We start from the raw sequence: 12,849 nt of genomic DNA, 5'->3' as shown, positions 1-12,849 counted from the left end.
TCCGTCCGGGCCTTGCGTGCCGAGCCCCAAGACCAGGGTCGCCAGGAAGAAGGCCGCCAAGAAGTCGTCCCGCGCGGCCCGGCAGTCGCCGGCGGCACCCCTACCCTGCGCTGCCGGTCGCCGGGTCGAGCTTCCGGCGCAGATCGGCTGCCTCATCGGTGCGGCCGAGCCCGTCGTACACGTCGGCGAGCGTCTCGTACGCCGCGCGCAGGTATTCAGCGAGCACCTGCGGCGGTTGCTCGGCCAACGACCGGTAGAGACGGATCGCATGGGTTGACGCCGGACGCCAACGAGGTCGTCTCGGGCTCGCCACGTGGATCGGGTAACCGACAGTGGGTGGTTCGCACTGTCCCACGCCCATCTCTGCCCCTCCTGACATGGGAAGACATCAACTTTGACAGCCGGTACGGCCTGAAAACGCCTCATGGCGAATGAGTGATCATGTTGCTAGCGTCATGCCCTGTCCCGCTGGTCGACGCGGTGACCCGACATCTCTTCTCCCTTCCGGCCACTGGAGGAACCATGACGACGACGGCTACCGCAGGCCTGGTGCTGAACATCGACGGCAAGGAGGTGCTGCTGGCGCCGCGGGATGTGTCGGACGCGCTCAAGAAGGGCGCGAGGTACACGCTGGCCGAGCGGGTGTCGCTCGGTACGCCGGGTGAACTCGTGCACTTCCTGGAGGGCAACTTCGGCGCGTCGGGCTTCTCGGTGCCGTCGCTTCCCGCACCGCTGGACTCGATCGCGGGCAAGCTCGCCAACCTCAACGTCTCCATCGAGAAGTTCGACCTCACGATTCCGCCCAGCAAGGACGACAAGGGGGTGGACCTGCCGGAGGGCACGCGGAAGGAGACCTCCTTCACGATCGGGATGGCCGCCGTGTGGTCGGACGACGAAATGGTCAACCTCATCCCCGGCAAGCTGGCGGTCAAGGGCGTGTATCTCCAGGTGGTCAAGGACGACGCGCCCAGCGCCTAGCCAACGATGACGACGACCAGCGCCCTGTTCCTGCTGTACACGCTGGCCTTCGATGCCGGCGGCCAGCCGGTCCGGCTCCGTGGTGTCCTGGCGGTCGCACCGGGTGAGGCGCGCTTCGTCGTCGGGGCGGCCGTGCCGTTCGACGAGATCGGCGGGTCCTGCCCCGAGGCTGTCACGACCCGGATCGACAGTCCGCTCGGCCTGACCGGGGTGACGCTGACGGAACTGGCCGCGGAGGGCAGGATTTACCGGCGGCCCGTAGGACCAGACGCGGGCGAAACCGCTGTCGACCTCGCGGTGCGAGCGACTGCGGTTTTTCCCGGGCTGCCGGGGCTGGAGCTGGCCGGCGCGATGGTGCTGGAGGACGGCGACGTACGACTGGTGCTGGTCCACCTGTCCGCCGACCGTCCGATCACCATGACCGAGTTCCTCGGCTCCATCCTGGGCAGCGCCGTGCGTTGGGCGGCCGTGGTGACCGACCAGCTCGCGTTCCGCGCCGGGCATCTCTACTGGTTGCAGACACCCACGGGAGGCGGTGACAACTACACCTACGACTACGCGCCGACACCGAACGCGGCACCGGTCACCTTCCAGCCCGGCTACCACATCGAGGGCACCTTGCGGCTCTTCGACCAGTACGACTTCCTGGTCTCCCTGGTCGTATCGAACGGCGAGACCAGGTTCGGCGCCACCACCCTGAACCCGATTGATTTCGACTTCGTCACCCTCCACGGGCCGTACCTGGAATTCGCCATCGCGGGCGGCGACCGCTACCTGCGGGCGCGCACCACGGTGAGCATCCTGGGGACCCCGATCCAGGGGGAGATCCGCGCCGAGTACGACACCGGCCGCAACGCCTTCGCCGGCCGGGTGACGGCGGAGCTGACCGGGGTCCGCCTGCCGCTCCGTGACACTCCCGTCGACCTGCGACTGGGGGTGGCCTTCAGCTGGGGGCGGGGCGGTGCGGGCGACTCGGGCTTCCGGATCACGGAGATCAGCGGCCTGCCGGATGGTGCGCTGGACATGCTGGACCGGTTTCGTTACCTACTCAACCCACCCTTCGGCTCGTGCGGGAAGATCGTCGAGGAATGGCTCGGCGAGACGCTGCGGGCCCGAATCACCCCGGCGTTGGACGGCAGCCCGACCCGGCAGGGCACCAACACCATGCGGGTGCCCCTGAAACTGGCCTACGCGCTAGAGGTAGACGGCCATTCCATCGTCGAGAACTCGATCAGCTTCGCGGCGGTCTTTGACATCCCGGTCAGCCTGGACGAGCTGCCCCGCAGCATCTGGCTGTCGCTGTTCAACAGCATCGCGGACATCGCTCAGTCGGTTATCGCCCAGCCGGCCACGTACGAGGCACTCGCCCTTGAGGCGGGTCGCCGAGGTGGCGCGTCGGCGTTCGCCCGCTTCATCTGCCGCGCGCTGGAGAAGGGGCTGGAGGATGTTGCCAAGACCCTCGCGAGGGTCGCCAAGACCATCGTCGCGGACACCATCGCGGCCATGGCCGAACTGGCCGGCGCACTGGTCGCCGTGGCGCTGCTGGGCGTCGCCGCCGTGGTCAGCTTCTTCGAGATGGTCTGGGCGGAGATAAAGAGCTGGTTCGGTGGCGGCGACAGCAAGAAGGAGGAGGCTCGCGAAAAGGTACGCGCCGTCAGGGCCCAGGTGGAGGAGGCGGTCAACGACGCCAACCGGCAGATCGACGACGTGTGCCAGCGGATCAGCGCCTCGACCCTGCGCACCACCCTCGACGACGCCGGCCGGGTAGCCACCAGGGTCACCTGGAAGGTGTCCGAAGCCGATCTGCGGGACACCGGGAGGCTCTCCTGCCACCTGCAGTACCTCTCCGGAGAGGCCGGTGAGCCGAGCGGGACGCTGCTGCTGGACGTACCCGACCCGGCGTTCCCGGACACCCGGTCCGTGGCCTTCGGTGCCGGTGTCGACTACCGGATGAACGCCCGGATCCAGACCGCGCTCACCGGGATCACCTTCATCCGGCCTGAGGTTCTTGCCAGGATCGACGAGGCCGTTGATCAACTCCGCGGCGTCGGTGACCGCGTGGCCGCGGACTTCGCCGACTACCTGCAGTCCCTTCGAAGCAGGTACGACGGCTACAACCGTAACGGCGTCCAAGGCCCCTGGGTGTACGCGACGACGGACGTGCCGACGTGGCTGACCATCGGTCGGAGCCGGATCGGCTTCAACACCCGCCTCTCCAGGTGAGCACCAGTCTGCGCGCGGACGGCGCGCGGGAAAGGACAGGAACGTGACCGACGGCCCGCCACCGCTGATCCTGCGGCCGGTCTACCAGCACAATCAGCTGCTCACGGTGGACGATTTCGTCCGCGAGCAGACCCTGCACGTCGCCAGCCGGCAGTTGCAGACCCGTGCCCTTTTCCGGCCCGGGACCTTGACCGGGCTCACCGTCGCCCCCGGGCCGTCGCCAACCGGCACGGGCGCCGTCGCGAGCGTGACGGTGTCATCGGGGGCGGCCCTCGACGACCAGGGCCGATTGATCCTGCTCATCGACCGCGCCCAGTTCGAGGGGGCCGCGATCACCGCGGTCGACGGCCAGTTCACGCTGCCGCTGCGCGCACCGCGTCCCGTCTCCCCCGGGCAGCAGGTCAGCGTGCGACTTGTCGTCGGGTTCCGCGAGGAGCCCGTGCCCGGGGCGGCCAATCAGGCTCGACCGACGCCCGTGTTCTCGCTGGTCACACCGGAGCGGCCGGAACCGCCCGAGTCGGCCGTCGTGCTCGCCGAGGTGACCCTGACCGCCGCAAACGCGGCCGAGCAGCCCGGAACGCCGGACGACCTTCTCCTGGCCGTCACCGTGGACACGGCGGTCGGGTGGACGGCCACGCTCAGCCCCGGGCGGCTCCCGCCGATCCCCGCGCAGCGGATCGTGGGCCCACTCGGGCCGGAGCAGATCCCCGCGCTGTCGGAGATCCTCACTCGCCTCGCGGCCGTGGAGGCGGGGCGGACGCCGCCACCGGCACCGGTCCCGCCCACCCCACCGTTCCGTGGGCTCTATTTCAACGGTACGAACGCCAGCGTCGACCTGGGCAACCCGAGCAAGATGGCGAAGTTTCCGGCGCTGACCGTGATGGCCTGGATCCGGCCAGAGGCCGGCGACGGCATCCGCAACATCGTGGCGCACGGCTACGCCGACCCGCCCGCCACCGAGATCTACTTCCGCCTCAACGGCGGGCGATACCAGATTGGCTGTTGGTCGCCGGACTCGTTTGCCGAAGCGCCGATCCCCGGGGGCGACCTGGGACGGTGGGTGCACCTGGCGGGCAGCTACGACGGCGCGACGTGGCGCCTCTACCGCAACGGAATCCAGATCGCCAGCAAGGCCATGGCACCCGGCCCGCCGGTCGTACCGGGGCCCTGGTCGATCGGCGCCCGAGGTCCCGCGACCGAACGCTTCTTCCAGGGGCACCTGTCCGCCGTGTCGCTGTGGCGGGCGGCGCTGGACCGCACCGAGATCCGCCGATGCATGTCGGGCCTCCGCCCGGAGCAGCCGAACCTGGTCGCGTTCTGGCCACTGGATCCGACCATTCCCGTCCCGCCGGACCCAATTCTCCTGCCGCCGCCCTCCGGACCGCCCGTGATCGTGCAAGCGGCCAGGCCGCCTGCCATGCAATTGAACTTTCGCCCGCCCGAAGGAGGATTCAAGCCGGCTCTGGTCCCGGTGCCCGCCAAGCCCAGCATTCCCGCGAACGCCACAGTGGCGGATCTGGGGCCGGGTGACCCGGCGCGGGGAACGGTACGCGGAGCTGAGTGGCGGACGGTGGAGCCGCCCCCAACGGTCGTGCCGCAGCACGTCGTCCGTACCCGCTGGCGACGACTCGCCGGAGTCAGCGCCGCGACCGCCCGCAACGCCGCCCACGACGACGGCTGCGCCCCGGGGGCCTTTCCCGCCGTGGCCACCCTCGTGGCCGCCGGCTACAACCTGCCCGAGGCCGTCGCCGCAGCCGGAGCCACCGCGCCGGGTGACCTGCCCGGCGACCTGGCACGAGTGCTCGCCGACCCGAAGGCTCTCGCCGTCGAGCTGAAACGGGCCGAGGTTTCCGGCGGTGAGGCGTTGCCCATCCTCAGCGGCTGCTGCGCCACGACGCCACCGGCCAGTCTGCTGAGCGCCGCCTCGGCCGCCGGATACCTCCCCGGCCAGCTCATGGACGTGGCCGTGGCACTCTACGTCGACCTGGACCCGGCCGCCGTGCAGCAGTTCGTCGGCACGCTGCCCGGTCACTGACCGGCGGCTCGGCCCGTCGAGCGGCCAGCACCACGCCGGGCACGAGGTCGGGGCGGGCGTCGGCGCGGATCGTGTCCGCCTCGAACGTGGAGAACCCGAGCCCGCTGATCCGCACCGTGCTGCCGGTGAGCTGGCGGCGATGGAATTCTGTGATTCAGCGGGCGCGGCGGTAGTGCATGGCCACCGCGCCGTTGCGGAGCGGCTCCGCCGAGAGCAGCTCGAGCCGGCGTGTGCCGGGCAGCCCGCCCTGGTACAGCGTCGGGCCGTGGCCGGCGATCCTGGGATGAACGAGCAGCTGGTACTCGTCGATCAGGTCCAGCCGGTCGAGCTCGGTCGCGAGCTTGCCGCTTCCGAGGAGGACCCCGGCCGGGGTCGCGTCCTTGAGCTTCTGCACGCCCTCGCGCAGATCGCCGGCGATGTGGTGGCTGTTGGTCCACGGGAAGTCGTTACGTGTCGACGACACCACGTACTTGGGTTTGGCCTCCAGCTTGACCGCCCACTCGCGGATGGCCGGCGGCGCCTCCTGGTCGCCGCGCGCGACGGCTGGCCAGTAGCTCTCCATCATCTCGTAGGTGACGCGACCCCACAGCATTGCCCCGGCTGCGTCCATGAGACGGGTGAAGAGGGCGTGCGTCTCATCGTCGGCGATCCCCTCCTGGTGGTCGACGCAGCCGTCCAGGGTGAGGTTGAGGCTGAAGGTGAGGAGACCCATAGCCGGCGAGTCTAGTGCCACGACACGGCGTCGCGGCCTATCGGCCGCGATTATCCGCGCCGTTCAGGAGGGGTACGCGTTGCCAGGCGTCGTTGCGATCAGTACATCGGCAACCGGCTGCCAGCCGAGCGTCCTGTACAGACGCTGACCGTCCTCGCTGGCGACGAGAATGCCCTGCTCGGCGCCTTCACCGATCGCGGCACGGGCGAGTGCACTCATGACCGCGCTGGCTAGGCCCTTGCGGCGATCAGCCGGCATGGTTTCGATCCGGTCTGCGACCGCATCCGTACCGGCCAGTCCCATCGTCCCGCGCGCACCGACCTCTCCCGACTCTCGCCGTACCGTGGCTGTGACCACGCTGTCGCCTCCAGGCGAGTCGACCTGGGTCAGTAGCCGGTACGGTGCCGCGAGCATGTTCTGCGGATGCCCGCGAAGATCGGCCGTCATCAGCAGTTCCGAGTGCTTAAGCACAATCAGGCCGGCAGCCGCCAAAGCCGAGGCCGCCCTCACCGGGTCGGTGGTGGGCACGGTCAGCCACGTGACGGCGTCCTCGCCAGCGACCAGCTCAGCCAGCGTGGACAGCGACGCGAGGTCCTCGCCGGCATCGAGCGCGACATACTCGATGTCGCGGCCGGGCTGCATGCACCGGACCCGCAACGCGCCGCCTACGTCTTCCGCGACGGGCAGCGCACGAGCCACGCCCCAGCCGCGCTGCCAGCGGACGATCAGATCTCGCAGGTTGCTCACCCAGCGAGTAGATCACCTGCACCTGAGTGACCCGCCACACTCTGAGACGCAATGAGCCCGAGATCACGTGCGCGGATCTGGCACCGCGATCCGAGCGGCGGCCGACGATGACGGTCGCCTGACGGTCAGCGCGTCGCTGCCGGGTGCGGCGTTCTCCGGAGCCCGCCACCGATCCCAGCGGGGGCTCCGGAAAGCCGCTGTTTCGGCGGGGGCGATCTGATCAGCGGTGATCAGGGCTTGGCCGGCGGCGTGGTGGTCGCCGAGGTCGTGGTAGGCGCGGCTGATGTCGATCAGGTGGGCGGCGCGGTGTTCGGCGGGTAGCCGACGCCGGTGTCGGCCGGGCTGGTGGTGGTGAGGTGGCGGGCGTTGTCGAGTAGGTCGGGCAGCATTCGTAGTACCTGGGGGTGGTGGGCGTGTCGATAGGCCTCCCACGCATGCCCGACCTGGCGGGTCAGCTCGTCGGCTGAGGACAGTGTCGTCCGGCCGGCGGTGAGTGCGGTGGTGTCGTAGCGGGCCAGTGCGGCGCGTACACGTTTCAGGGCTTCGGCGGCGGGGCCGGTTGGCTCCGGCCATCGGGCGGCCTTGGAGAGCAGGATTTCCGGGGTGACGCCGAGGACCTCGGCGACCGTCTCGATGGTGGAGAAGCGGTCGAGGACCGGCAGGCTGTCTCCCTCCTGATATTGCACACGGGTGGCGGCGCCCCAGGCAGCTACGTCGGTTGGAGTGGCGTCCGGTCGTCAGCCGCTGCCCGTCCACCACCAGATACTCCGCGACCCCAGTAGGGCCGTTGTGGGGCTGGGCGCGAGCACGAGGGAACTGATGGAGTGGGTGGCGTTCGCGTCGTCGAGCCGGTCCTCGGCCAACTTCAGGATGTCGTTCCAGAGCCGGAGCAGCGCTAATCGGGTTGCAAACAGCTCGCTGGGCAGGGTGGAGCGTCAGCCGGGGGTGATCGAGGCTAGTGGATCATCAGACTGGAGTCAATGGCGGATTCCCGTCATTTCATTTGCTGATTTCAATAGATAGCGTTGGCTGCATTGCAACTTGCAAGAAGGGAATGCAGATGACAACACGGAGCTACCGTTATCGGCTAGCCACGGTGGGGCTACTGGCGACGGCACTCGCCCTCTCCGCTACGGGCACCGCTGCCGCCGCACAGCCTGAAGGTGAAATCGTCCAGGCGGGCGGCCCTACCGCGGTGCAGGACAGCTACATTGTCGTTCTGAAGAAAGACATGGTCACCCGCGCGCAAGTCGCCGACAAGGCGCGGGACATGGCGCGCACGCACGGCGGCAAGGCCGGCTTTGTCTATGACGCGGCACTGCGCGGTTTCGAGGTTTCGCTGAGCCAGTCGGCGGCCCGCCGGCTGGCCGCCAACCCGGCGGTCGACTGGGTGCAGCAGAACCATACTGTGTCGGTGCAGGGAGTCCAGCCCAACCCCCCATCGTGGGGGCTGGACCGCATCGACCAGCGCAAGCTTCCGCTTGACTCCAACTACTATTACCCGAACAAGGCCAGCACCGTAAATGTCTACGTCATCGACAGCGGCATCCGGCTACGCCACACCGATTTCGACAATCGCGCCGTAACGGGGTTTGACGCGATCACGCCGGGTGGCGACGCGAATGACTGCGACGGGCACGGCACGCACGTGGCCGGCACCATCGGCGGCACCAACCACGGAGTGGCCAAAGAAGTCAAGCTCCATGCGGTTCGCGTGTTTGACTGCGCGGGCAAAGGCACAGTGGCTGACGCCATCGCCGGTGTCGACTGGGTCACCAAGAACCACGTCAGCCCGGCCGTGGCCAACATGAGCCTCCGCGTTCTCTACGGCAGCCTCGCGCTCGACACCGCAGTGACCAACTCGATCAACTCCGGCGTCACCTACGTGGTCGCTGCGGGCAACGACTACATGGAAGCCTGCGACGTCTCGCCGGCGCGGGTGAACGAAGTGATCACCGTCGCGGCCACCACCAACAAGGACGCTCGTCCTTCGTTCTCCAACTATGGCAAGTGCGTGGACATCTTCGCGCCCGGCTCGGACATCACCTCCGCCTGGGCCACCAGCGACACCGCTACCGACACGAAAAGCGGCACCTCGATGGCCTCGCCGCACGTCGCCGGGGCCGCCGCGATGCTGTTGCACAGCCACCCGTCCTGGACACCCGCCCAGGTCAAGGCTCAGCTGATCAAAGACGCCACCCCAGATGTGGTGACCAACGCGGGCCCCGAGTCGCCGAACCGACTTCTCTACATCCCGGGGCCGCAGATCAAGCTCGAGATTCCCTTTGTGTTCGTCAGGGACCGCTTGGACAAGGACCCATTCTGGCGCTTGAAGGAATACGTAGACCTCGGATTTGGTCCCATCGTGATCTGCCCTCGCTGCTTCGGACCAGTGCTCGGAGTCCCGAAGCTGGATCTCCCTCTCGACCGGGAACGGATGCTGTACGGCATGGTCATGGCCGGGATGCAGAACCTCGGCCGCGCCCACACCACCGAAAGCCCTGAAGAAGCCCGCCGCTACCAGGAGGAGGCACAGGCCAGCTTCCGCAAGGCCGTCGAACTGACTGAAAAGCAGTCCTTGCGGTTCAGCCCCGTCGGCTACCAGTCGGACGAGAAGGAAGAAATCGTCCCGGCCGAGAACCAACCACTGGCCAACCTCGCCAGCAACCTGACGGAGGGACTCGCCGTGCTGCGGGAGGCCAACGCAGGCGGATCACCCGAACTCGTCGACAAGGCCATGCGGCTGCTCAACACCGCCTACGCCGACTTCGTTAACGCCGCCGAACTGGGCGGCCTAAACATCGACCGCTAGCGCCACAGCCGAACTCCCGCCCGACATCCGGTCTATGCGTCGGGCGGGAGTTCGGTGGACTACACCCACGCGGCGCAGGCCCGGACGGCAACCGGGCCTGGGCCCGCACGCTTTCAACGCGACGAGGAGGCCACGCGGACGAACGCGGCCCAGGAGTCGGGGGCGAAGACGAGGACCGGACCGGTGCGGCGCGCGCCGGTCAGGCTGGTCCAGACCTCCTCGTACGCGGAAATCTCCTTCTTGCGGTCGAGGTAGAGCGCGCCGGTCAACAACTCGCGGTAGACCACCGACGGCTCCGGCTCGACGCGGTTGCCGGGCGGTCTGCAACAGCGCGGGGATCCGCGCGTCGGCGTGCTCGCGGAGCCGGCCGGCGGCGGCCTCCAACCCGGCGTACAGGTCGAACCAGCGAACCCCACCCCTCGGCCGGGCCGCTCCCCCGGCGCTCGTCGTGCCGCTCGCCGGACGGCCGCGGATCGTCACGGTCCGCGCACCGGTTCCGCGCCGCAGCCGCCCGCCGCCGCTCGGGCCGCTCATAGACCACCGCGCCGTCGCACCGCGACGTCACCAACCCATCGGGTACGCCGCCCGCAGCGCCCGGCCGCCGCCAGCGCCCCGGCACGTTGTCATCCGGCACGGCCCCCGTGGTCTCTGATCAGCGGGAATTCTACCCGCCACATCGATCGGTGCCGCTTCCTGATCTGCCGCTGACTGCGTGTTACGCAGCGTCACTGTCGATCGATCAAGAGGATGCTCGCTCTTGGTCGATGAGCGGGCGTGCCGGACGCCTGGGTCGTCAACGCCCACCGCAGCGCGGCTGCCTCGGCGTGATCGCTTGATCATTGGCGGTGGCCTCGGTTCGTCCAGCGAGACAAAGGTCATCGCCGCCCGAGCCGGAATTTTGCCCACGAAGCGGACAGCGGTTCGGAGCTTCTTCAAACGCCCTCCGCTGGTTACGAATTGATTCATGTGATCGAGTCATGTCGATGACAAAGTATCGACAATTACCGGACACACTCGAATGGTTCCGATCCGCCCCGGCGGCGGGCATGCTGTATTCAACGCCTCGAAAGGCGTCAATGTCATCTGTGGGAGGAGTAGAATGCAGCTTCCGGAATTCCGGCGTGTGGCCATGGTTGCCACGTCTGCCGGACTTGTCACGGCGCTGGCCCTGGTGGGCGCCGCCCCCGCCCAGGCGGCACCGGCGGGCGCCGCCAACGACGTATCGGTCAGCACGGTGGCCGCGAGCGCGTCTGCCGCGGCGCGGAGCGGACTGCAGGTCGCCGACCAGTCCAGCAACTACTGGACGCCAGAGCGACTGCGTACCGCCGAGTCGGCGGACGTGCTGGTCGAGAAGGCCGGGGCAACGTCCGGCGCGGGCTTGCAGCCTACCGGTGCGGCCCAGTCCACGCCGCCCGCCGGGCCCAGCGAGCGGGCCGCCACCGGCGGCCGGGCCTCCGCCGGCGGCCCGATTTCCACCCAGGTCAACGCCTCTACCACGGTTGGTAAGGTCTTTTTCTACAATCCAGCCGACAGCAAAAACTACGTCTGCTCGGCGGGCACGGTGAACAGCGGTTCCAAGTTGCTCGTGATGAGCGCCGGGCACTGCGTGCATGGCGGCAAGGGCGGCCAATGGATGCAGAATTGGATCTTCATCCCCTACTACAACTATGGTGCCGAACCGTACGGCCGGTGGTCGGCCAAGTATCTGACCACGTTCAATGCCTGGATCAACGACAGCAACCTTGACCGGGACGTGGCCTACATCACCATGTGGCCGAATGGTTCGGGTCAGCGGCCGGTGGACGTACTCGGCGGAAATGGCATCTCGGTGAATTACAGCTACGAGCAGGCGGTCACCATCCTGGCCTATCCGGCGGCGCCGCCGTACGACGGTGGGTGGCAGCAGTACTGCCAGGGCACCACGTATCGGCCGGGGATCTGGCCGTTCCAGGAGAACAAGATCGCCCTCAACTGTGGCTTCACCGGCGGCTCCAGTGGCTCGGTCTGGCTGCGGCTCTACAACGGCTCCGTGGGCTACGTCAACGGGATCATGAGTACGTTGGGCAGCGGCGGGGTGAACAAGAGTTCGTACTTCGACACCGCCGTGATGGACGTCTTCAACTCGGTGGCGGATCGCACCTGAGTCACCGACCGGGTGACGCCGGCCCCTGACCGTGATCCGATGGATCCGGTCAGGGGTGGCGCGCGTCCAACAAGCAGATCGTCATGCCCTACTGGGAGCAGCTGATCCGGCTGGGCCGTGTCGACGGAGAGGGGCGAGCCATGAAGCTGGGCTGGGTCGCGGCGGCTGGTGTGGCCGTCGCGGTCATCGTGGTGGCCGTCGCGGTCGGGGTGGTGACCGCACTCGGTTCCGGGCCGGAGGAGCAGTCGCCGGCCCCGTCGAGCACCGGCGTCGACTCGGGCACGACAAGCACTCGGCTGCCCGTTCCGGACGACTCGTACTGGGATCCGGCTCGGATGGCCAGCGCCCAGCCGGCTCCGATGCCCTCCGACTGACGTCGGCGCCAGCGACCGGGCTTGGCGCTCTCGGCGCGGACGCGAGAAGGATCAGGTGAGAAGGCCGTCGGATCATGGACAAGCCCGCCGCAAGCGCGAGGCGTGGCCGTCGATTCGGAGTGGGTCGCCGGGTGCTGGGCGGCGCTACCAATTACCGCCGACTACATCCGCATCGCCGATGAGATCGTCGCCGACATCAGAGCCAAGAAGCTCAAGCCGGGGGACAAGCTGCCCTCTATCGCGCAGCTCGCCGCGATGCGCAGGAGACCCCGGCGACTGGCGACATGGTACGTCGACGACATCGACCAGATCGTTGACGAACTCGTCTCGTCCGGCGTCGAGTTCATCCGCTATGACCAGTTCGAACACGATGCCAAGCGCATCACCGCTCGGGCCGGCGGTGGACGTATCGCGTGGTTCCAGGACCCAGACGGCAATACCTTTGCCCGCGAAGCCGACGACTGACAGACAGGGCGTCCGCCCTCTCCTGCTCGGCTACGCCCGACGCCGAGCCCACCGAGCCGGTAACCGTGACCAGACCCCCGCTGCAGCCAGGTGACGCGGACCCCGGTCAGCGGTCGGCATGCTCGCTCATGCTTGATGTGCAGGTAATCCGAGGGCCGCGGATCAGGCCGCCACCGAGCCCGGCGACGGGTGCCCGAATCCACGCCACGGGCAGACGACTCGGCCCGTCGATTTGCGTGTCAGCGTTGGATGAGTCCGATGGTGGTGTCCGCGGCCAGTGAAAGATCCCCATAGGCGGCCATTTACCGCCCCGCTGATGGCCAGGGTTCTCCCCGTGGATGGCCAGATATCTCCCCGCTG

At 68.3% G+C, this 12,849-nt stretch carries 12 protein-coding genes; 7 read left to right on the top strand and 5 right to left on the bottom strand.

Features of this window, described 5'->3' with window-relative positions; all coding sequences use genetic code 11:
- Positions 1-100: 100 nt before the first annotated feature.
- The gene (locus ABZ671_RS13935; RefSeq protein ID WP_357856482.1) at positions 101-226 is read right to left on the bottom strand and encodes a hypothetical protein; all 126 of its coding nucleotides are present in this window, start codon (positions 224-226) and stop codon (positions 101-103) included.
- A gap of 296 nt (positions 227-522) precedes the next feature.
- On the opposite strand from ABZ671_RS13935, the gene ABZ671_RS13930 reads away from it, so the two are divergent.
- From ABZ671_RS13930 to ABZ671_RS13920, 3 genes are read left to right on the top strand one after another with little or no spacing between them, the layout of a single operon-like run.
- Positions 523-978 (top strand): hypothetical protein, encoded by a 456-nt coding sequence (locus tag ABZ671_RS13930; RefSeq protein WP_357856479.1) that lies wholly within the window; start codon positions 523-525, stop codon positions 976-978.
- 6 nt (positions 979-984) lie between these two features.
- Positions 985-3,201, top strand: coding sequence for a hypothetical protein (locus tag ABZ671_RS13925; protein ID WP_357856476.1), 2,217 nt, complete (start codon positions 985-987; stop codon positions 3,199-3,201).
- Positions 3,202-3,244: 43 nt separating this feature from the next.
- Positions 3,245-5,236 carry a LamG domain-containing protein gene (locus tag ABZ671_RS13920; protein ID WP_357856473.1) on the top strand — a complete coding sequence of 664 codons (1,992 nt, stop codon included), beginning with the start codon at positions 3,245-3,247 and terminating at the stop codon, positions 5,234-5,236.
- A 154-nt stretch (positions 5,237-5,390) separates the two neighbouring features.
- Here the strand turns inward: ABZ671_RS13920 and ABZ671_RS13915 are convergent, their stop codons facing one another.
- From ABZ671_RS13915 to ABZ671_RS13905, 3 genes are all read right to left on the bottom strand, one after another.
- Positions 5,391-5,948, bottom strand: coding sequence for a dihydrofolate reductase family protein (locus tag ABZ671_RS13915; RefSeq protein WP_357856470.1), 558 nt, complete (start codon positions 5,946-5,948; stop codon positions 5,391-5,393).
- Between the two features lie 63 nt (positions 5,949-6,011).
- Positions 6,012-6,695, bottom strand: a complete 684-nt coding sequence (locus ABZ671_RS13910; RefSeq protein ID WP_357856467.1) for a GNAT family N-acetyltransferase — start codon at positions 6,693-6,695, stop codon at positions 6,012-6,014.
- 290 nt (positions 6,696-6,985) lie between these two features.
- On the bottom strand, positions 6,986-7,381 hold the full coding sequence (locus ABZ671_RS13905) for a hypothetical protein (RefSeq protein WP_357856464.1): 396 nt from the start codon (positions 7,379-7,381) through the stop codon (positions 6,986-6,988).
- Positions 7,382-7,791: 410 nt separating this feature from the next.
- On the opposite strand from ABZ671_RS13905, the gene ABZ671_RS13900 reads away from it, so the two are divergent.
- On the top strand, positions 7,792-9,507 hold the full coding sequence (locus tag ABZ671_RS13900) for a S8 family serine peptidase (RefSeq protein WP_357856462.1): 1,716 nt from the start codon (positions 7,792-7,794) through the stop codon (positions 9,505-9,507).
- 113 nt (positions 9,508-9,620) lie between these two features.
- Here ABZ671_RS13900 and ABZ671_RS13895 read toward each other — a convergent pair whose 3' ends face one another.
- Positions 9,621-9,794 carry a DUF397 domain-containing protein gene (locus ABZ671_RS13895; protein ID WP_357856459.1) on the bottom strand — a complete coding sequence of 58 codons (174 nt, stop codon included), beginning with the start codon at positions 9,792-9,794 and terminating at the stop codon, positions 9,621-9,623.
- Between the two features lie 731 nt (positions 9,795-10,525).
- Here ABZ671_RS13895 and ABZ671_RS13890 point away from each other — a divergent pair.
- The 3 genes from ABZ671_RS13890 (at position 10,526) to ABZ671_RS13880 (ending at position 12,489) form a co-directional block, all read left to right on the top strand.
- A complete protein-coding gene (locus tag ABZ671_RS13890) occupies positions 10,526-11,650 on the top strand; it encodes a hypothetical protein (RefSeq protein WP_357856456.1) in 1,125 nt (374 codons plus the stop codon).
- Positions 11,651-11,733: 83 nt separating this feature from the next.
- The gene (locus ABZ671_RS13885) at positions 11,734-12,024 is read left to right on the top strand and encodes a hypothetical protein (RefSeq protein ID WP_357856453.1); all 291 of its coding nucleotides are present in this window, start codon (positions 11,734-11,736) and stop codon (positions 12,022-12,024) included.
- Positions 12,025-12,126: 102 nt separating this feature from the next.
- On the top strand, positions 12,127-12,489 hold the full coding sequence (locus ABZ671_RS13880) for a hypothetical protein (protein WP_357856817.1): 363 nt from the start codon (positions 12,127-12,129) through the stop codon (positions 12,487-12,489).
- The last annotated feature ends 360 nt before the right edge of the window (positions 12,490-12,849 follow it).

This window comes from Micromonospora sp. NPDC006766 (genome assembly GCF_040636055.1).
Lineage (GTDB): Bacteria > Actinomycetota > Actinomycetes > Mycobacteriales > Micromonosporaceae > Micromonospora.
The sequence above is the reverse complement of the archived record's forward strand: the minus strand, read 5'-3'. Positions and strand labels throughout refer to the sequence as shown.